Raw genomic sequence first — 19,585 nt, 5'->3', positions numbered from 1 at the left:
TTATCTACTAGATGTGTCATTCTCCTGTGCAATTAAGGTGCAGAGCTGCAATAATATGGTACAATCTTGGTAAGAAACCTTGAAGGAGCGATTACTTTGGGCATCGGCATTGTTTTTATTGGTGTGTTAGTGTTTATCGTCGTCCAGGCGGTTATCCGTGATAACGGCAGGAAACACGGCGGCAGCAACCGGCTGCGGAACCGAAATAATTCGGCTGACAATTATTTCTTCCCCGGCGCGGATCCAAATCTCTTTACGGGCGATAACGACAACAACAATCACACCCGCAATCACCATGACGGAAACAGCGGGAACGGCGGTCATCACGGTCATAGTCATGGCGGCAGCAGCTGGGACAGTCATCATGGCGGGCATGGCGGCTGGGATGGCGGCGGTCATAGTCACGGCGGAGGCTGGGATGGTGGCGGCCATAGCAGCGGTGGCGATTCCGGCGGTGGGGGCGGCGGTGGTGGTGGGGGCGATTAAGCTTGCCTCCAACTTATATAGTGTGCAAAGAGAACTCACAGGCGTTTTTGAACTGTGGGTTCTTTTTAAATACAGCCAATTTAGATCTCCTGCAGCAACAGGCCCCATGCTCTCTGAAATTCTTAAACAATGAATTCCGATTAGTTCAGTTACAGATAGGGTCAAAATTTGGTCGAAAAAGTTTGTTCAACCACCTAAACTCTTTGCACTCCATATTTCTAAAAAACGAACCTTATCGATTTCGGCAATCTGCGGAGTAAACAAGTAGCTCTTGGCAAAGGCATCATAGAGCGGTGACATGAGCTCGTCCACCAACAGAACAACTAAACCTTCAATGGCATCTTTGATCAGCTTTCCGGACATGAGGTCTTTGAACGATTGAATCATATCATCGACTTTATGAATCATGTCATCTACCCAATCGGGAATATACCAGCTCGTCTCCCGCTCCACAAGCGGTGAGGCTGTGGGTTTAAGATATAAGAAGCCAGTGTCAACGCGGATCACTAAGTTCAGGTTTGATACCTAAAAGTACAATATGCAATGATGCCCTACCTCCCTATCCAATTTTCTTACAATATGATCCTACACTCTTTAAGCACGTAAATCGTTCGAAGAACGTGCTAAAAAAGTATGTATTTCTTCAAATCCTCTATAAAGCACACGACTCAATCCTGGAATGCCTCATAAACAACAAAAGAGCTGCGCAAATGCAGCTCTTCTGAATTTATTATAATAAGGATCATGCAACTGGGGCTTACTCTAAAGGGTTTCGTATGCTAACCTTGGGCTGGTCGGACGGGCATACGTTTCTCCCTCTGGACTTCGCTCTCCTGAGTTCTGTGAAGGCAGGTCTAACCGGGATTAACTCAGAAATCGACAAGCGCTTCTGCGGCTATAAATGACGGAAAGAACCACCGCTTTCCGCCCCGCGCGATTTTTACGCGCAGTTGCTCATCCGCGTTGAGGAGGAGGTACCTTAGGTTTAGCGATGCTATACCTTCTTTATATGCCAGGATTAGGATTGAGTCATTTAGCTACTCTCCTAGCAGTTTACTTGCCTAACGTAACTTGCTTTATAGGCTAGCTAATGCCTGATTAAAGTCTTCCATTAAATCATCGATATCCTCGAGCCCAACAGATAACCTAACGGTGTGCTCTAATCGTGTTTCATGCTCGGTGCGAGATTTCTGTTCGGGATTAATGGCTAGACCTGGGGAATAAATCAGGCTTTCAAAGCCTCCCCAGCTCACGCCGATTTGAAATAGCCTCAGATTGTTCATTAGCTTTGCTACAGCACAAGGACCGCCATGCATCTCAAAGCTGAACAAACCTGTATTCCCGCTAAACTGTCGTACCGCAAGCTCATGCTGCTCATGCTGCTCCAGCAAAGGAAGATTAACTCTGCTGACTTGAGGGTGCTGGCTAAGCATAAGCGCAATTTGCTTCGCGGACTCAGCATGCTGCTTCATACGTAATCCGAATGTCTTCAGTCCACGAGTAACCAGCCACGCCTCCAACGGTGCTAGTGTAGCCCCAAGCAATACAATTTCATTGTTCGCTATCGCGTCGATCCGCTCTTGCGATGCAATTACTACTCCAGCAGTCACATCACTGTGACCTGACAAATATTTGGAAGCGGAATGGATCACGATGTCAATGCCCCATTCAATGGGGCGCATAGTTGCTGGTGTTGCACAAGTGTTATCCATTACGGTTAGTAATTGATGTTCCTTGGCGATTTGTACGACAGCCGGAATATCGAACACATCCATGTAAAAGGTTGAAAACCCTTCACAATACAGTATTTTCGTATTCGGCTTAATCGCTGCTTGTACCTGGTCTAATTGTCTGAAATCCACGAAATCAGCAGTAATACCAAACTTAGGCAAGTAACTTTGAAGCAGCTGATGTGTGCCACCGTATATCGGATAGCTGCAGACCACATGGTCGCCTTGGCTCAAGCAGTGAAGCAACGTAGAGGAGATCGCTGCCATTCCCGAAGTGAATAGCTTGGCCGCCTCTCCCTTTTCCAACGCCGCTAGCTTCTTCTCTGCTATCTGCTGAGTAGGATTAGAAATCCTTGAATAATAATAAGTCTCTTCCAGCCATTGCGACTTTTGGAATGCCTCATACGAATCAAATGTAAATAGTGTATTAATAAATACGGGTGGAACAACCGCTCCTAGAAACGTTTCATCCCCATAATGGGCAAGAATGGTCTGCATACCTGCGTCCTTGGTTTCCTTCCCTAATAACTTGCTCATCTGACCTCTCCACCCTCTACCTCTATCTATTCAAACTTATCGAGTGTTCTCCTTTAACGGCTCCATCTGTCAATCCATCTACAACAAAACGCTGTATTCTACTTAATGGACAGACTATCTCTTCATAGGGTTTCTACCCTTTTACAGCCCCATCCGTCAGTCCGTTAACAACAAATCGCTGCATAAAGGCAAACATAATCAACGATGGAACGGTTGCTGCTATGCCTCCAGCCGTCATGACACCCCAATCAATATCATAGTTGTGTATAAACATGTTCAATCCTACTGGAATTGTTTTTAAACTGTCGCTGCTAATAAGCATAACTGCTCCAAGCAGATCGTTCCACGCTCCAATAAAGGCAAATATGAAGGTTGCAATTACACCAGGTACCATTAGAGGCAGAATGATTTTGAACAGTGACTGCATTTTGTTGCAACCGTCAATCAATGCAGCTTCTTCAAGATCCATCGGAATTCGATCGAAGAAGCTCCGCATCAGGATCAAGCTAAACGGAATCGTTCCCACTGTGTAGAAAAGGATGAGTCCACCCATTGTGTTTGTTAACCCAAGCTTGGAATACATAATAATCGTCGGTACCAAAACAAGTACTCCGGGAATCAATTGTGTTAACAGCAACCCATAAATGACAAGATTATGCCCTCTGAATTTGAACCTTGCCATCGCATAACCACCAAGTACAGCCAGAGAGGTGCCAAAGAATCCGGTAGCTAATGAAAGAATAATACTGTTCTTAAAAAATACAGCAAAATTAGAGGTTTCGAAAAGATAGATGTAATTGTCAAATGTAATGTGTTTAGGCCAATACTGAATATCTGTTGTAAGGATATCTAATTTGGGTTTTAACGATGTGATGAATAGCCAATAGAATGGCGCTAATACCATCAGCAGATAACCCGACAAAACAACAAAACGGACTATAACAATAGGCGTACGTTGTTTTTTGTACATTATAAGTTACCTGCCTTTTCAAATTTAGTGAGACGAAGGAAAACAAAAGCAAATAGGAGTAATAACACCATAAAGAATAGACCAATAGCCGCCGCTTGGCCGTAGTCTAGCGATGCAAAAGCCTTCATGAACATATAGGAAGCTAAGGTGTTAGATGAATTTGCAGGTCCGCCAGTCGTCATAATATAGATCAATTCGGCAGATGAAAACACCCAAATGGTCCTTAGCAGCAATGTAATCAGAATAGTTTGCTTGATATAACTAAAGGTAACATTCCAAAACCTAGAAATTATGCCCGCTCCATCCATTTCCGCCGCTTCGTAAATCTCATGCGGAATAGATTGCATCGCTGCAAGCAGCATGATTGCAAAGAAAGGAATCCCCGTCCAGGCCATGGCAATAATAACCGAGTATAGCGCCATTTTAGGATCGGACAGGAAATAAATTTTATCGTGAATTATCCCAAGCTTCAACAGAATATCATTAACAGGCCCGTACTCTGTATTAAAAAACCAGCGGAATGTCAAGCCGATGACAAAGGAGGACACTGCCCATGGCAGGAAAACGACAGCCTGATAAACATTACGCAAAGGAAATGGGCGACTCAATGCCAAAGCGAGAATTAAACCGAGTACAAATTGCGCCCCTACCGTTAAAACTACCCAGATTAAAGTGTTTTTCATGATTAACGGAAAGTTATTATCCGTAAGAACAGCTTTAAAGTTTGCAAGCCCGTTAAAACCAATATCATTAGGAGCGGTCAGCTTATAGCTTTGGAAGGCATACAAGATAGAACTCAATAAGGGATACGCCAGAAAAATAAATAAAAGAAAAAAACTAGGAAAGAGCAGTATATACGGTTCATTCTTACGAATAAATTTCAATTGAAGAAACCCCCAGTCACTTCTGAATTTCAAAAAGACATATCAGAGGTCAGTGAACCAACCCCTGATAGTGTAGGAATCATATGCATCGTATCCTTACTCGCCTTTATAATTTGCTGCATGTGGAACTGGAATGTCAGGGTGGTCTTTCATAAATTTCTGTTGTGCCTTCGTTAAGAAGTCTCCCAAATGCTTCAACGTATCTTCTGCTGATTGTGTACCCAATAAATATTTTTGTACTTCTGCATCCATAAAGCTTTCTCTGAATTCACCAAGCTCAGGGAATTTGCCATAATCAGCAGGAGGTATCAGCTTCGGATCATTCAACATATCGATAAAGCCTTTCATTGGACCTTGGCCTAGTTCAGGATCTTTAAGAGAATCTTGCATGATTGGGATCATGGTCATTACTTTACTATATTTATTATTGTTTTCCGGTTTGGATATGAACTCAATAAATTTCCAAGCTGCTTCTTTATTCTTAGAGTTTTTGGAAATACTGTAGCCCCATGAAGCTCCTGCTCCGGCATATGTGTTGCCGTCTACTGCATGAGGATTAGGAATAACTGTCCAAGTACCATCCTTCATGGAATCTTTTGCCGTAGCTACTACTTCAGTAGTTTGAGCTAGTATTCCGGTTACGCCAGATGTGAAACCCTGCACCATTTCTTGGTATCCCCAGTTTATGGAGTCCTTTGGAGCCCAGCCTTTTTTATAGATATCGGTGTATCTCTTGAATGCAGTCAATGCTTCGGGTCTTAAAAGAACCGATGTGCCGTCTGCTTCATAGCTTTCGCCTTTTGTAACAGAGAAAATGTAAGCTAAGATTTGGTCAAACCCTGCACGAGCTCCACGATATGAAAAACCATAACGATTTTTGGCTGGATCTGTCAATTTCTCGGCAACATTAAACAATTCATCCCATGTTTTAGGCATTTCCAGATTAGCCTCTTTCATCCAGTCTGTTCTTATGAACAATGCTCCGCCCATAAAAGCATCCGGAATGAGATAAACATCTTTGAATGGTTCACGCTGCTGTTGCTCGATTGTAACGTTTTTTGCGAACGCTGTAAGATTATCCTTATTATCCCATTCATCATATTGGGTCGAAATCGGCTCCAGATATCCTGCTGGAACAAAAGTAGTTAACCAAGCTGGGTAAACGTTGACTACATCGGGCAATGTTTTGCTTTGACCTTGTGTTGTCAGCTTTGCAAACGCTTGATCCCAAGGCACTGTTTCCAATTTCACTTTGATATTCGTATTTTCTTTTTCGAAATCAGCAATGATTTCATTAAAGAATTTCTCTCTCTCAGGCGATGGAGCAACATCAGTAAAGCTGATTTCAATCTTCTTGCCTGAACCTCCACTGCCGCCGCTGCTGCAAGCGGTTGTAACTAGTAATGCCGTGCTAATAGCTAGTAAACCAATCATCCTTTTATTCATCGAAATACCCCTCTCGATGCAATTTTGTATAATTCCATTTCCAATTACAAGGTGCTGCGTTTATGCATAATTCCACATTCCGGAAACTAAGATGAGATGAAGGACCTTCAACCTATCGTATCCGTCTGTTAAACAATAATTATCTTTTAAGCTAACGAATCCATACTCTAAAAGAATGCCCTCACTCTTCGGGGACAATCCAAAATGGCTGGGACCACGCACTCTTGTTACCATGCCCCAAGCACTCGATACGTACATAGAATGCTTCACTCAGTTCTTTATTGTGTAATCTGGGATTCTCACGCAATTCCTTCATGGTCAAAGTGGAAGAACCTCCATTTACTTTTTTCAATACAACCCCATTTCGACTAATCCAATGAACTTCATCAGCATCGGATTCTATTGAAATACACTGATTGTTATCTTTTGATTCAATTTTTGAAATGGATACTCCCGTTGATGCATAAAAGCGTCCCTCTGAAAGTGCGGCGACAATTCCTTCTGGATCAATGGCTTGCGAATCTGGCCACTGCACACAGTTCCAAGCTATAAATTGATCTACCCGCTCATGCTGGTCATCCGTTGCATGTCCATAAACCTTCCATCCCTTACTCAACAGATAGTCCCAGCGATCAGTCGCTAAAGCCTGTCCGAAAAGTCTTTCGATAACTCCAGTATAGATTTCTATACCTTTAATGCCTTCCATCGAATCGAGCATTTGATCTGTAGCATATTCATGAAAGGGCTTGAAGTTGGGATGATTGAAAATGCAAAGTCCTCCGGCCTGATGCACACTATCCATAATTTCGCTGGGAGTTAGTGAATACGCAGGGAGTACTCTGTCAGCTCCAAGATATTGAAGAGTTTGTAAGTCTTTAGCCGCGACCTCTACGGCCGGGATCACACACATCTTAGTATAGGGCTGTAGTTCTTCTCGTCTGAGTAAAAGATCATGTTCGGAAAGGGCAAAGTAATCGTATCCAGCTTCCTCATAAGCACGCACAATTGTTAAAGGTTCATCGGTGCCATCTGACCTCGTCGAGTGTCCATGATGATTGCCGCGAAGCCATTTGAAGCTGATGTCTGACCCTAAGTAGGACGATATAAATTTATGTTGTTTTATTTCCAATATTTCCACTTCCTCTCTCAATCAGTTTGGTCATCCATGAATTAAATGCCCCATAAACGAAGTTCCAAGTCGATGGGCCGGACCGGCGGCTGGATTTGGTCAGGGATATAAAGTAGTTCCTCGCCCAGCATTTGTCCGTATTGCGTAAGCATGTCGTCGTTCAAGAAACGGGTTTCGATAAAGACATCGCTGTCATGTACTGTAATGATCCGATAAGATGGTTTTATTAGGCAAGCGGCGGTCTGAATATACACCCATGGGCTGCTGTGGTGTGTAGAGTGAATATGATTGTGACCGTTGCAATACAACCCGATTCCCTGCTTACTCGCGAGAATGCGTGTTAGCCGGTCATTCCTGATGGACAGATGCTCCATCTCGGAAAAAGTGGTGGTTCCAAACAACGGGTGATGGGCAAACAATATAACCGGCTTGCTCTCGCTGCTCAATATCAATTCCTGCAGCCAGTCGAGTTGTTCGTCCGAGATCGCTCCCGAAGAGTCATCAGGACACCGTTCCCGCACTGTATCGATAAACGCCACAATGGCATCCTCCGTCGACACATGAAAATACAGGGGACGCCGCATTACCGAAGGTATCATCTCCTTAGGGATCGTCAGAGCATCATGATTTCCTATCGCTTGGTAGAAGTGAATATGTCTCTCACTCGCAATTTGGTAGATCCGGCCGAATTCCGCAGGAGAGCCAGAGTGCGTTAAGTCACCGACTGAAACATGCATATCGGCCGGGACCTGAAATACATTATCGAGATAACGTTTGAGGAAATCTTCCTGATACTCCTTCAACGAAGGATCAGCGAACGATTGCGAATAATGCAGGTCCCCCATCACTACGATCTTCAACATGGCTTTCCCCCTGTGCTGGCTTTGATATCGTCATTTTTAAAGGTAAAAATGCCGCGAATTCAGGCACACAATCTTTTCGTAAAAACGTTCCTAAGACCCTATCGCCTCTTAGCATGATTACTCCCAGGGGAATTATTCTGGTAGTATCAGATCTGACTGCGCAACTTTCTGTAGAAACCGTCAATTGTGGGAACCTTATAAGTGGGAACTGGGCTTGCTCGTGGACGACTTCTATGGTAAGAAATCCAAAGCGTGTCAATTCCCGCATTCTTGCCCCCCTTAATGTCGGTGTAAATATTGTCGCCAACCATTAGGCACGCGTCCCGGCTCGTTCCGTAAAGCTCAAGCGCTTTTTGAAACGGATATGACTCGGGTTTTCCAATGGAAATAACACTTGGCCGGTCCAACATGGAAAGCACCGACGCCAGCAGTGCCCCCGTCTCTGGCACTCGTTCCCCGAATGCACCTGGGTGGTACACATCGGAATTGGTAATAACCAGTTTTGCACCCCTCTGCACTTGGTTGACGCTTCTACTCAATTTCTCATAATTAAATTGGACATCCCGGCCTAATACTATAAATTCGGATTTGCTGTGATCGTCCAGGCGGACGACTCGATGTCCAAATCCCCTTAGGCTTGCCTCCAAGGATTCCGATCCGCACACAGATACAGTTACCTTGCCGTACTTCTCTAACAAATATTTTCCGGTTAAATCGGTAGCTACCATAGCCTGCATTCCCAAAACAGGAAATCCCATGCCCGACATTTTGGCAAGTACCTCCTCCGATGTCTCGGTAGAATTATTGCTCAGAAAAATGATCTTTTTGTTCTTGTCCGCAAGGTATGAGATAAGTGCGATTGACCCTGGGTATGGTTCATTTCCCGCGTACAAACATCCATCCAGGTCAAAAATATAAGTTTCATAATGCCCAAGCTCACATGTCATCCCTATTTTCTCCCGATTTTGGCCTATGGAGTATAATTCTTTCAATAATTATTTCCAGTGAATTTCACTTCTTTTAAGCTTTTTTAATTCTATCTTTCATTTGTAAACTACAAATACATCTCAGGAAAATGTGATGTAAATATACGTCCAGGTAATGGAGAGATGAATCGATGTCCTCCGCTAAAGGTCATGATCCGAAACTTACTGCCTTCCATCGTTCGCTTCTTCAAACTAATAGGTTTGAATGGATTACCGATCTGAAGTTTAATCTTGCAAAAGCTGTATCGTAATCTCCTTCTCCAATCCCGCATACAAACTTTGCAAAATAAAATAAGTATCGTATTTTAATAAATGTGGATTCGATTCATGGATCATACCTCCTGACTGTTCGCCTTCATAAAGGAAAAATATTCTTTATAAATTCAGTTATTGAAGAATATTATTCCTTGACGATCATGCATTGTTATCGTAACCGTTAAATGTTAACTGAGGATTATTGTGATGTTTAAATATTGTAAATTTGAACGGGGTTTACTTGAATTGATTGGAGTGAGATAATATAAAATCATAGATGTTGATTAATTAAAAGTATGGAGAGCGTTCATGGACATTGAGAAGGATTACCTAGTCATTATTAAAAATTTTTTACCCTCTATGCATCAAGGAGAAAAAAAAATTGCGGAATACATTCTGAGTCACCCCGCTGATGTCATTAATATGACAATTGCTCAATTGGCTATTCTTCTGTCAGTCGCAGATTCAAGTATTGTCCGATTCTGCCGATTAATTGGTTTGAACGGATTTACTGACCTAAAAATTAATTTAGCTAAGAACATTTCCAAATCATCATACCTCATACCAGAAGAGATCAGTCTTCATGATGACGATTACTCGATTGCTTTGAAGGTATTCAGTTCAAGCATTCAAACCTTACAGAATACAATAAATACATTGGATAAAGAGGAATTCCATCGAACGGTTCAACTTTTATTAGAGGCTAAGCGAATAGAAATTTACGGCATTGGAACATCCGCCACACTCGCCCAAGACACTTATTATCGCTTTATGCGTATCGGTCTTCCGGCTTATGCAGCCACCGATCCTCATATCAGTCGCATATCTGCAAGCATGCTAGATGATGAATGCGTGGTACTTGGTATTTCACATACCGGCCGCACAAAAGATACAATTGAAGCATTACAAATTGCAAAAGGAAAAGGCGCAAAAATTATTGGCATTACAAGTTTTTATAAATCTCCCCTTCTGGATCTCTCAGATAGAAGATTGGTCATCTCATCTATTGAAGCAGACTTTCTAAAAGAAGCTGTGTCCTCTAGAATTGCACATCTGGGATTAATTGATAGCTTGTGTACTTGCCTTATCATTAGAAGGTACAAACAGACAGAGCCGCTACTTGACAGTATGACTTATATTCTAAATCAGTTGCGTTATTAGTTTTATCTGGAAAGCTACATATCAACGGCTAATACCCACCCTGCCTATTTTGCGAACAAATGATATGAAGCTGGAAGGGATTAAGTTGTAGCGGTAGCTATATCTTCTTTTTTTTGGCGGTCATGCATGCTTAGTTCGCGTCATTTGTTCAATAACTATTAACTTATGGCATATCACCGAACCACCACCTTTTGAGTCTAATTTAATCTAATTATGATAGTTTCCTAACAATAAGGATATTCCTACCATGTGGTCCTAAGCACTGAGTCGGTAATGTTTCTGTAACTATCCTGCCCTATTAGCAGAACGAGGGGGGTAACCTTGGACTCACAAATTTTATATCACAGTATTCCTTTGATAGGGTTTTAGCTTGGGGATTGACAGTTACACCAGCAGGAATTGCTGCTTTTGGACCCCAAGTCACAGTCTCAGCAACGAATGGTACTGTTACTACAGCGTCTGGGCTCACACATTTTTTTAATGAAGCAAATATTCACGCCCCTCAATGAGCCCTCTAACTATTTATTTCACGGGAGTATATCGACTTACCGTACCAATTTTTGGGGAAATTCATACCTAGAATCAGGTGATATTGTAGGTGTTAATTTTAAGATTGATAGCTCACGCGCGGGAGGGATAGTGTCAGTTTCATGCTTGGTTCCATAAGATAAAAACAAAAATAAATTTTAGACCTTTTTCATTGAGTAAGGGAGGTATTGCCGTGGGCGAGGGACAAAACACAGATGAATACTCTTCTCACTTCATCAAAGATGAAAATCAAAGAACACACAAAAAAGATATACGCTGGTTCAGAGAAATGATAAATTTTGATACTTTACGAGAAGCAGAAGAATGGGTTTATAATGGCGATGCTTTTAATAAAATAGGGACTGAATTTGAAGGCTATACTACTGGCGACCCTAAATTAGCATATGCATTACTTTATAACCTAGTAAGAGAAAACACACTAAACCAACGCTTTCACAATATATATGCTGATAAAGAGTATAGAGATGGACAAACCTTATACATGGTTTGGGTAAGTTGATTTTTAACATTTTTTCGCAAAGGAGGCTATATTATACTTTCATTGAGTAGCTTCTTCATGCCACCCCTTCTCATGGCTTCCGTTGCAGTAAACTCACCAGATTTCCATGCCTCATATACTTCAATGAATGTGTTATCAATTTCACGTTTGGGTCGGCCAAAAGTAACCCCTTCCGTCCGGGCTACTTCAATACCTTCAGCCTGCCTCGAACGATTCTTCCGTTCTTTGCTCAGCCATATATGCCAAGAGGTTTAAAAATTGATTCTCCATGACCTTTCCGAAGTCTCCCATCGTCTTAAACTTCTGGGAATCGAATAGCGTTTCATTATCCAGACACACAATGTCCGCACAAATCTCGCGTGTGATATGCTTCCACTCGGTAATGATACCGTCATAGTCCCGGCCTAGCCGATCCAGCGCATCAAATAAACCAGATCTCCTTCCCGGAGCATAAGCCGCATCGCCTGATAGCGTGGACGGTCAAAATCTTTGCCACTCTGCTTATCGACAAAAACAAATCGCTCCTCGATCCCTAACTCCCGGAATTTCAGAAGCTGCCGCTCTACATTTTGCTCCTTCGTTGAAACTCTTCCGTAAGCAATCTTCAATGGAGCCCCTCCTAATAGAAAAAACGTCTCAGATGATCCCTTGAATCATTGAGACGTTCCATAATTAATTTTATGGCTTTTTGAAACGAACTAATGCCCAGTCAGGCTCGGGAGATTCTACGAAGTGAAGAAGGTTACGCCCTGGCCGTACGCCGAATGACGGAACCGGAAAGTGTATTTGGACAATTGAAGAACAATCGGGGCTTTCGGCGCTTTCTGCTTCGCGGCATGGAAAAAGTGACACTAGAGGTCGGTTGGCTTTCGCTTGCCCACAATCTGCTAAAGCAAGCCACTAATGACCAAAAACGCAAAGCAGCGATCCTCCAATAACGGGAGAATCGCTGCTTTGCTTACTTTTTGTGGTTTTAAGAATGAAGTGAACTGTCTCCCTTCATAGAGAATCTACTTTTGGGACAGCCCTTTCTATACCTGATTTATGAGGTTCTAGGCCGCAATTGCGTCCATTTAGTAGGATTGATTACAGGGGCAGCTCCGCGCTGTACTCTTGGACTAACCTCTATCCAAGGTTGGTCATATCCTAAGTTAGCATGGAACTGTACATTTGCTTTACTTGATATATCAAAATCGGTTGGAGTTCCTGAAGAATTTTATTTACTACTTCTGTATAATTATCTAGTTCTCCAACTTTGGCAGCGCTCGTAACAAAATTACGCAGTAACGGATCATTCATGTTTTCACTTTTGCTTAAAGAAGCTAACACTTCTTTAAAATTAGGATCGCTTAATCTACGCATAGCTGTAATTGAAGCAGCTCTTACTTCAACAGGTTCACTAGAGTCATCATAAATTGCTTTCAAGTTAATTGACTTCTCGGCAGCAATTTCAGCACTCAATTTAGCGTCTTGTTGTGGTTCTAATTGTAATAAAGCGTATCTCCGAAGATTTTCATCTTCACTTTTATCTTCTATCACAGTTTTAATTTTATCAAAACCGCCTTTATCTATTCCATTGCCATTAGCTAGTATATCTATAGTCAATGCTCTTAATTTTGGATCGTACTCTTTTTCTGTCACTACATCTGAAACTTCAGCAGGAACGATGGTTGATATTAAAAGGATAAGAAGTACCAATTGTTACAACTGGCTTGTTAAGTTTCATCACTTGACCTTCTTTCGCTTTTATTCGAGATAACTCATATAATTCAAGAAGTAGGTGTATATTTAATTGAGTATAGCTAGTCAGACGATTGGATGTTATTCAAATGTAAAAATTGGAGGTGTGGTTAATGAAACTAATTCGTTCTTTAATGAAATCATTTCGATTTTGGTTAGTTTTAATTTCATTTGTTGCTATTGTTGTAAATGTTTCAGGAAATGACGACTATAACATACTGTTGGCCATAACTAGTCCGTTGGTCTGGATATACGAATCATCTCATTTTGTACGAAAAGCAGACATTCCAATAACGGGAATTTATCTCAGCACATTAGCTTTCTGGTATCTTGTTGGTTTCATTTTAGATCGACTGTTAAAAAAATTAAGGAACAACAAACCCTAAATAAGATTTATTTCCAAAACCCGTTCATATACCATTTCCTTTTTGAAAAAATAGTAATATAATCCTGTACTCTTTCAATATACAGAAAAATTTTTCTAATATATAGCAAATAACGTAACAATTTTAGATTTTAAGATTTTTACCATTAGAAGCAATCTTCCGACATGTGAAGGAACTTTCCCAAAAGTTGTCATAGACGATGACCTGAGGGACGCCCCTATTTTTATTCAGATTAAACAAAAGGAAACCATCCTTTGGTAAAATATAGTGTCGAGTAACCATTCAAAATGGAATAAAAGCGCCTGCGGCAAATGTGCAGGACCTCACGCTCATTTCGCTTTCTTCAGCAGTCTTAGCCAGTTTCTTTTTACTTTTGCTGGTGGACTGTTTAAGGCAGCGTATAGCTCGACCCATAGCTTGCCGGCAGAATGAACAGACTGCGGCTCGTACTAAGCTGGGTGTCTCGATTCCTGCGGCCTCTAGAGCAGCAGAAAAGGCTTTTGGATCAAAATCACCACTGGTAATAAACTGCTCACGAATATCCTCAAGCACCCAGTCTTGCGGAGAAACAACGTGACCGTCTTCTACAAAACAGTAGACGTAGTTCAAACCGCTCCCTCCTTTGGGCTACAATTGCCCGACAACTTCCACGTCATCAATCATCCACCCCATGGTGTCTATGTAGACAACCACCGTACGGATAATCATCGTTTGGCCACTTTATTGAATTTGGTCGTTACCTTCAGCTCGTTATAAAATTCCACCTTGGATTGGGAATCCGTATGCTTTTAAAGTATCAGTCTCAAAACATCACCAAGCCAGCTAACTATGGCACCAGGCTTGCGCATCGATCTGCAGCCTGCTACAGCCATGCGCTGAAGGAAGCCAGGCTACAGGGCGTCCACCTGGGCCAACTTACTTGGTCAAGTGTTCCGGGGAGCGCATCCTGACTTGCAGCCGCCCACTATTGGCGCACTTCTGGATGCCGGCCAGCAGCGATACCCGGCCGTCGCATCGTTCTGCAGCGACTTCGTTGAAAAACTAAAAAAAGCCCGAGAAAGATTTCTCGCGCTTTTATTAAAATATACTTGTGTTACTTCTAATTGTTTTTTTAGAATTTCTCGCCATAATCCCGTATGAATTTCACCGCTACCCATGGACACTTTGGTTCTTAGCAGGGGGAAATTCGATTCCAAGGATATAAACAGATGTTTCGATAAAACTGTGTGTGAAGAATTGTAGACGCAAACTGCACACTAGCGAATTCCAAAAGAGCTGGTTTTGAGGGCTCCAGTATAAAAACCACATGTGGACTTCTCTTCATTTTGATTTACTTCTAAAACATATGATGTTACCGTCAGGGTCTCGAAAATGTACTGACCTTGCTCCCCAAGGATAGGTTGTAGGCACAGTTACAAATTCAACATCAAATGCCTTCAATCGTTCATATTCATTGTCAATATCATCAACATTAAAACTTAGTGTAATATTGCCTGATCCCCAATATCTTGAAAAATCAAATTTCATATCTGATTCTGCAGCTTGTTTCGAATAGATCGCCAATCCAGGACCTTTCGTATGAATTACCGAATGGATATGATCTCCTACGGCTTTTTCATGTAAAACGACTTCATAGAACCTAGTTAATGTTGTGACATCCTCTGTAATTAGACATACATCTGAAAACAGCATAATTCTTATCTCCTTTAGAAAAATTTTAGGATCAGACTCACAAATAACCACTTGATATTGAAGAATTCGCGAAACAGATGAATATTCCTTTTGCATGACTCAACTATACTATCTGTTAGATTAATGAGCGAGCACCAGTCCTATACTTTATTTTTACAGAAATGGTTCCGAAAGATGTTGCACAGTACGAAGATACATACCATAAGGGCAAGGCCCTTATAAGGGGCGACCAGAGCTTGGCAACCATCCACCTCAAACGGCGAATAGAGCGATTTTACGATGATTCTGAAGGTGAGACAGTGTTTGCTTTATACGAAGATGTAGACGGATATGTTCACTACCAGTCAGTAGGATTTGATGCTGACAGGCAGCTTGTGCTATCCCGGCTATTTTATAGGATGTTTACTCGGTCTGACTTACAGGCTGAGAAGTAAAAAGTAGTAGACGCAAACTGCTCATTAAAAAGGGGGGCTCAATGAGGGGTCTCAATATGGATATAAAAAAGCAGCGAAGATATTACGTGAATCGTCAAGCAGATGGCTCAATAGATATTATGGATATATTCCATCTTTAACGACAAATCAACTTGAATTTTGTGTCTCTTATTTAGAGAAACAGCCTTTATTCGAAGATAATAAACTTAATAAAGAACTATATAGATTGAACTGAAAATCTTTACGCCCGAACCAGTAGCCGATCAATCAATTCAAGAGGGCTCTCATTGACCCGTTTCATGAAAGCTGCGACATGAGTACGGATGACGTAATACTTATGAAAAAAGACATTGTTTACTACATCGTGTTTTAGCCATTTCCACAATCCTTCAACAGGATTAAGTTCAGGGCTATACTTGGGTAGAAAAACAAGCTGAAGTCTCGGATTCTCTCGCAGAAACGGCTGAATTGCATCTGCATGATGAGTGTGGGCGTTGTCTAACACCATGACGAGTTTTCCTTAGGGATAGATCTGTAAAATATCTATTAAAAATCGTCCAAAGGCCGCTGCATCAAACTTTTCTTCTTCTCGGTGGGTCACATGACCCGTCTCGTAGTCGATGGCAGCAAACAGTTTGGCTCCTTTATGCTCGCCATGAGTCGGGATTTTGCGTTGTTGTCCTTTCGGAAACCAGTTGTTCTGCAAAGCCAAATAGGCCCTTATCATGGATTCATCTTCAAATAAAAGATGGTCAATTTCTCCCTGGTTCAGTTTCTCCTTCAGCTCAGGTAAAGTGACCTCGCGGAATTGTTTTTGTTCCTCTTTGTTGGCTCGTACCAGCGTATAGGTGGCTTTTGTGTAGCTAAAACCAAGCCGATTCAGCATTTTAGAGATTCCTTTTAGGGCTATTTCTCGCCGAACTCACGAAGGATCCATGCACGAATGATTCTTAACGTCCAAGTGTATTTCGCTTCGAATCCAACATCCACCGGTCTTTGCTTGGCAATGGTTTCCTTGTTCAAGTTATATAGGGTGAAATTTCTTGATTTGTTTGCAGTAACTTTAATACAATGCTAAATACTAAACTATACATTTAGATTTTGGAATTTAATAACCAAGTTTTTTGGGAATAAAACCATCATTACTGTTCACCATACTTCGGCTACTCTTCGTAAGTGAATTCATCTGTGTCCATGTAGACTACATATTAAAAGGCTTATTGGAACATAATAATACATAGAGGAGAATTGGAGATTTAATGCGTAAGGAAATTAATATTATCGTAAACTGATGTTCTCATGCACTTTAAAAGGTATTATAATAAAATTAGGAAAATCACACATTTTATAGTGGGATATTTTCCTTTACGGACCTTATCGATTCGTTCAACATTTTAGTGAATATAATGTTTTAAAGTAGGAAATAATTGTTGGTATAGAAAGGGTGGGGATAATATGTTTAAAAAAATAGGCTTAATAGCCTTTGCAGTGACTATTATTTCAGGAGTGGTATTAATATCGAATTCAAAAGCAGACACCTATCCAGAAATGGAAACCGTAAATAAGACAGTTAAAAATCCTGTTAACACTAATTTTTCAACAAATAACGTGAAATCCGTAGAATCAGTAAAAAACGTAGAATCCGTAGAATCAAAAATCGCAAAAGGGTATTATAGTCAATTCTATACACCTCATGGCATGTTCGTGCGAGCAGATGAACAAAGTATCTTTAAGGAATCGGAGATAGCAAGAAATATAGATGAAATCGGGCCTAATACGAATCAACTAATTTTTGAAGGCGAGTTTTTTTTAAAAGTAGATGAAGCAGAATTTTCTAAAAATTATCCCAATTCGTTGCTCTTAGGTAAAACCTTAAATGATGAAAACCCGACTGATACTGATGTTCCATCAAGTTCATCAAAATAGTAATTTCACTTCATAAAGAAGGAGCCATTGTTTTCGACAATGGCTCCTTCTTGGCCTTCTTGTTTTACTTAATCATTGATTGATCCATATCCACTAGCATTTGTAACTCCAATATTTTTTATTTCCAAAGCATAAGTACCCGCTTGAACATTGTCAAAAGTTATTGTTTTAGTAGCACTTGAATAGTTACCAGCAAGTTGTATGCTATCTTTTTCAGCAGCTCTCAAAGTATACTCAACAGATGCAGTCCCGCTACCATAAGTAGGGTACTGAGCAAGCTGTACCGTCACATTTCCGTAAGAGTAATGATTGAACCATGCTGTAGTTGTAAAGTCATTAACTGAAAGAGGTCCAAAGGAATAGTTTGTCAATAAAGAGAATGGTGTCACGATTGGGTCCATATTTTCTTCTGTATAATTTGTGGTAACAACTACCGAACTAACTGCATACGTGCTAGTTTCTACTACCGGTTCAGCAGCATAAGTGCTTGGAACAATAAAGGTTAGTAAATAAGCAGATGCTAGCAGAGACAATGCCATTTTTTAAGTTTCATTACAAAATTCCTCCCATTAGATAGATTTAGTCGCCAACTATAAACCAATATATTCATTTTATGTAATAATCGCTATAAGGAAAGGTGCTGTTCTCTAATTTATCAAAACTATTATTCTCCAAGGCTAAAACTCTTTCTCCATCGTCTTTGGTTGCTTTAATGATGATATTTTTAATATCTAAGTCTACATAAAAATTATCGGAAACCATTCTTAAAATTTCAGATAAAACTATTTTATTTTCAAGGGATGAAATGATGTCTATTCTTAATATACCAGTCTGACAAGCACCATCCCAAAATCTTGTTGTATTAGGAACAGGTGCTATTTCGATAGTGCCTACTATCTTATTTATCTGCTTATGATTAATACTCCATCTTATATAAAATCTATCGTTATATTCTTGCACCCATCCCTTAATACCTTTTGTTACAGCATCAATGTTGTGTGTATCCCATACACCGCCACAATTATCATTATTCATACGGCTTTTTGTAATCGGGTCAGAATAGCACTCAAATAAGTCTATTGCGTCTTCCTCTTTAACTTTTGTGAATATTAAGTTAATGGTTTCATAAACTGGACACTTATCAAATGGATTAATATTACTCATTATTGGATACCCCTTTATTTGTATATATAACTCTCATATGATTATATAGCATCTCGAGTTTAAAAAAGGCCAGTTTGTACGATGATAATTCCAAAAGCCGAAGACATAGTGATTAAGTGTTTTTAGAGAGATCTTTTCAACTTATTCATTCCTACCAAACAAAATTAACATAAAAACCAAATTCAGTTTAACACAAAATGATTAAGTATTGCGCAGTCCGAAGATACAGCGAAGGAGTGAGCTAATGGCGATGCCGAAGTGCTATGGTTGTGAAAACCTTAGAGAAGGCGAAGCCTTAACTTACCGTGTAGCCAAGAAAATCATAGGAGTGGTAAAAGCTAAGTACTGTGAAACGGGTGGGTGCGTTATTGCGGCAAACGAATTAAGAACAAGTCCGCAATGGTGCCACTTACGTACTAAGTAAATTAAATAGTACGAGAAAACTTACTGTGGAAAGAGCTTAAGCGCTTTTGTGACAATGACGGATGGGAATTTTTCAAGGAAACAGATCATTATTTTTATCGGAAAGTATTGCCGGATGGCCGGCCGTTTCCCGATCGACAGCCACCAAACCGATATCAGGGTGAAACATTCTCAGGACAAAATTAAAGCCCCTGACCATGAAGGCCAAGGGCTGAAATTCATTGATATACAAGGGATATTAACGTTTCGAGAACTGTGGAGCGCGACGTGCTGCTTTGAGGCCGTATTTCTTACGTTCAGAAACACAGGGTCTTTGCATCCTCGA

General features: G+C 40.9%; 17 protein-coding genes and 4 pseudogenes. 5 read left to right on the top strand and 16 right to left on the bottom strand.

Features of this window, described 5'->3' with window-relative positions:
• Positions 1-66: 66 nt before the first annotated feature.
• Complete coding sequence (locus tag H70357_RS36885) at positions 67-486, top strand: hypothetical protein (RefSeq protein ID WP_197073668.1); 420 nt, start codon at positions 67-69, stop codon at positions 484-486.
• A 186-nt stretch (positions 487-672) separates the two neighbouring features.
• Here the strand turns inward: H70357_RS36885 and H70357_RS08380 are convergent, their stop codons facing one another.
• From H70357_RS08380 to H70357_RS08345, 8 genes are all read right to left on the bottom strand, one after another.
• Positions 673-894, bottom strand: coding sequence for a hypothetical protein (locus H70357_RS08380; protein ID WP_038587825.1), 222 nt, complete (start codon positions 892-894; stop codon positions 673-675).
• Between the two features lie 668 nt (positions 895-1,562).
• Positions 1,563-2,753: a trans-sulfuration enzyme family protein gene (locus H70357_RS08375; protein WP_052091912.1), complete on the bottom strand. Its 1,191-nt coding sequence runs from the start codon at positions 2,751-2,753 to the stop codon at positions 1,563-1,565.
• A gap of 133 nt (positions 2,754-2,886) precedes the next feature.
• Positions 2,887-3,723 carry a carbohydrate ABC transporter permease gene (locus H70357_RS08370; RefSeq protein ID WP_038587822.1) on the bottom strand — a complete coding sequence of 279 codons (837 nt, stop codon included), beginning with the start codon at positions 3,721-3,723 and terminating at the stop codon, positions 2,887-2,889.
• Positions 3,723-4,607 carry a carbohydrate ABC transporter permease gene (locus H70357_RS08365; protein ID WP_052091911.1) on the bottom strand — a complete coding sequence of 295 codons (885 nt, stop codon included), beginning with the start codon at positions 4,605-4,607 and terminating at the stop codon, positions 3,723-3,725. The genes H70357_RS08370 and H70357_RS08365 overlap by 1 nt, the downstream gene beginning before the upstream one ends.
• 96 nt (positions 4,608-4,703) lie before the next feature.
• The gene (locus H70357_RS08360) at positions 4,704-6,053 is read right to left on the bottom strand and encodes an ABC transporter substrate-binding protein (RefSeq protein WP_038587819.1); all 1,350 of its coding nucleotides are present in this window, start codon (positions 6,051-6,053) and stop codon (positions 4,704-4,706) included.
• 181 nt (positions 6,054-6,234) lie between these two features.
• Positions 6,235-7,182: a PHP domain-containing protein gene (locus H70357_RS08355; RefSeq protein WP_038587816.1), complete on the bottom strand. Its 948-nt coding sequence runs from the start codon at positions 7,180-7,182 to the stop codon at positions 6,235-6,237.
• A gap of 41 nt (positions 7,183-7,223) precedes the next feature.
• A complete protein-coding gene (locus tag H70357_RS08350; protein ID WP_038587813.1) occupies positions 7,224-8,045 on the bottom strand; it encodes a metallophosphoesterase family protein in 822 nt (273 codons plus the stop codon).
• A gap of 146 nt (positions 8,046-8,191) precedes the next feature.
• Positions 8,192-8,992: an HAD-IIA family hydrolase gene (locus H70357_RS08345; protein WP_038587809.1), complete on the bottom strand. Its 801-nt coding sequence runs from the start codon at positions 8,990-8,992 to the stop codon at positions 8,192-8,194.
• A 603-nt stretch (positions 8,993-9,595) separates the two neighbouring features.
• Between H70357_RS08345 and H70357_RS08340 the strand changes: the two genes are divergently transcribed.
• Together H70357_RS08340 and H70357_RS08335 are read left to right on the top strand one after the other, a co-directional pair.
• A complete protein-coding gene (locus H70357_RS08340) occupies positions 9,596-10,447 on the top strand; it encodes a MurR/RpiR family transcriptional regulator (protein ID WP_038587806.1) in 852 nt (283 codons plus the stop codon).
• Positions 10,448-11,168: 721 nt separating this feature from the next.
• Positions 11,169-11,495 carry a hypothetical protein gene (locus tag H70357_RS08335; protein ID WP_052091910.1) on the top strand — a complete coding sequence of 109 codons (327 nt, stop codon included), beginning with the start codon at positions 11,169-11,171 and terminating at the stop codon, positions 11,493-11,495.
• Positions 11,496-11,521: 26 nt separating this feature from the next.
• Here the strand turns inward: H70357_RS08335 and H70357_RS08330 are convergent.
• A pseudogene (locus H70357_RS08330) lies at positions 11,522-12,103 on the bottom strand (recombinase family protein).
• A gap of 99 nt (positions 12,104-12,202) precedes the next feature.
• On the opposite strand from H70357_RS08330, the pseudogene H70357_RS08325 reads away from it, so the two are divergent.
• Positions 12,203-12,433: pseudogene (locus H70357_RS08325) on the top strand (transposase); the annotation flags it as partial.
• Positions 12,434-12,641: 208 nt separating this feature from the next.
• Here the strand turns inward: H70357_RS08325 and H70357_RS08320 are convergent.
• The 4 genes and pseudogenes from H70357_RS08320 to H70357_RS35045 form a co-directional block, all read right to left on the bottom strand.
• Entirely contained in the window at positions 12,642-13,136 is a 495-nt protein-coding gene (locus H70357_RS08320; RefSeq protein WP_038587801.1) for a hypothetical protein, read from the bottom strand.
• Between the two features lie 767 nt (positions 13,137-13,903).
• The gene (locus H70357_RS08310; RefSeq protein WP_038587798.1) at positions 13,904-14,230 is read right to left on the bottom strand and encodes a hypothetical protein; all 327 of its coding nucleotides are present in this window, start codon (positions 14,228-14,230) and stop codon (positions 13,904-13,906) included.
• A 711-nt stretch (positions 14,231-14,941) separates the two neighbouring features.
• Positions 14,942-15,313 (bottom strand): VOC family protein, encoded by a 372-nt coding sequence (locus tag H70357_RS08305; protein ID WP_038587795.1) that lies wholly within the window; start codon positions 15,311-15,313, stop codon positions 14,942-14,944.
• A gap of 675 nt (positions 15,314-15,988) precedes the next feature.
• Positions 15,989-16,633, bottom strand: a pseudogene (locus H70357_RS35045) (IS630 family transposase).
• Positions 16,634-17,202: 569 nt separating this feature from the next.
• Between H70357_RS35045 and H70357_RS08290 the strand changes: the two are divergent.
• Positions 17,203-17,673 carry a hypothetical protein gene (locus H70357_RS08290; RefSeq protein WP_038587791.1) on the top strand — a complete coding sequence of 157 codons (471 nt, stop codon included), beginning with the start codon at positions 17,203-17,205 and terminating at the stop codon, positions 17,671-17,673.
• Between the two features lie 68 nt (positions 17,674-17,741).
• Here H70357_RS08290 and H70357_RS08285 read toward each other — a convergent pair whose 3' ends face one another.
• The 3 genes and pseudogenes from H70357_RS08285 to rpsI form a co-directional block, all read right to left on the bottom strand.
• Positions 17,742-18,212: a hypothetical protein gene (locus tag H70357_RS08285; protein ID WP_038587788.1), complete on the bottom strand. Its 471-nt coding sequence runs from the start codon at positions 18,210-18,212 to the stop codon at positions 17,742-17,744.
• Positions 18,213-18,279: 67 nt separating this feature from the next.
• Positions 18,280-18,837: a GNAT family N-acetyltransferase gene (locus H70357_RS08280; RefSeq protein WP_038587786.1), complete on the bottom strand. Its 558-nt coding sequence runs from the start codon at positions 18,835-18,837 to the stop codon at positions 18,280-18,282.
• A gap of 661 nt (positions 18,838-19,498) precedes the next feature.
• A pseudogene (gene rpsI, locus H70357_RS35765) lies at positions 19,499-19,570 on the bottom strand (30S ribosomal protein S9); the annotation flags it as partial.
• Between the last annotated feature and the right edge of the window lie 15 nt (positions 19,571-19,585).

The organism is Paenibacillus sp. FSL H7-0357, assembly GCF_000758525.1.
GTDB lineage: Bacteria > Bacillota > Bacilli > Paenibacillales > Paenibacillaceae > Paenibacillus_AQ.
Note: the sequence above shows the minus strand (reverse complement) of the source record. Positions and strands in the feature narration are given on the sequence as shown.

What these genes read in the sequence shown, in the direction of transcription:
- H70357_RS08380 (WP_038587825.1), bottom strand. Translation starts at nt 894, where the DNA reads ATGATTCATAAAGTCGATGATATGATTCAATCGTTCAAAGACCTCATG.
- H70357_RS08375 (WP_052091912.1), bottom strand. Translation starts at nt 2,753, where the DNA reads ATGAGCAAGTTATTAGGGAAGGAAACCAAGGACGCAGGTATGCAGACC.
- H70357_RS08370 (WP_038587822.1), bottom strand. Translation starts at nt 3,723, where the DNA reads ATGTACAAAAAACAACGTACGCCTATTGTTATAGTCCGTTTTGTTGTT.
- H70357_RS08360 (WP_038587819.1), bottom strand. Translation starts at nt 6,053, where the DNA reads ATGAATAAAAGGATGATTGGTTTACTAGCTATTAGCACGGCATTACTA.
- H70357_RS08350 (WP_038587813.1), bottom strand. Translation starts at nt 8,045, where the DNA reads ATGTTGAAGATCGTAGTGATGGGGGACCTGCATTATTCGCAATCGTTC.
- H70357_RS08345 (WP_038587809.1), bottom strand. Translation starts at nt 8,992, where the DNA reads ATGACATGTGAGCTTGGGCATTATGAAACTTATATTTTTGACCTGGAT.
- H70357_RS08340 (WP_038587806.1), top strand. Translation starts at nt 9,596, where the DNA reads ATGGACATTGAGAAGGATTACCTAGTCATTATTAAAAATTTTTTACCC.
- H70357_RS08305 (WP_038587795.1), bottom strand. Translation starts at nt 15,313, where the DNA reads ATGCTGTTTTCAGATGTATGTCTAATTACAGAGGATGTCACAACATTA.
- H70357_RS08290 (WP_038587791.1), top strand. Translation starts at nt 17,203, where the DNA reads ATGTTTAAAAAAATAGGCTTAATAGCCTTTGCAGTGACTATTATTTCA.
- H70357_RS08285 (WP_038587788.1), bottom strand. Translation starts at nt 18,212, where the DNA reads ATGGCATTGTCTCTGCTAGCATCTGCTTATTTACTAACCTTTATTGTT.
- H70357_RS08280 (WP_038587786.1), bottom strand. Translation starts at nt 18,837, where the DNA reads ATGAGTAATATTAATCCATTTGATAAGTGTCCAGTTTATGAAACCATT.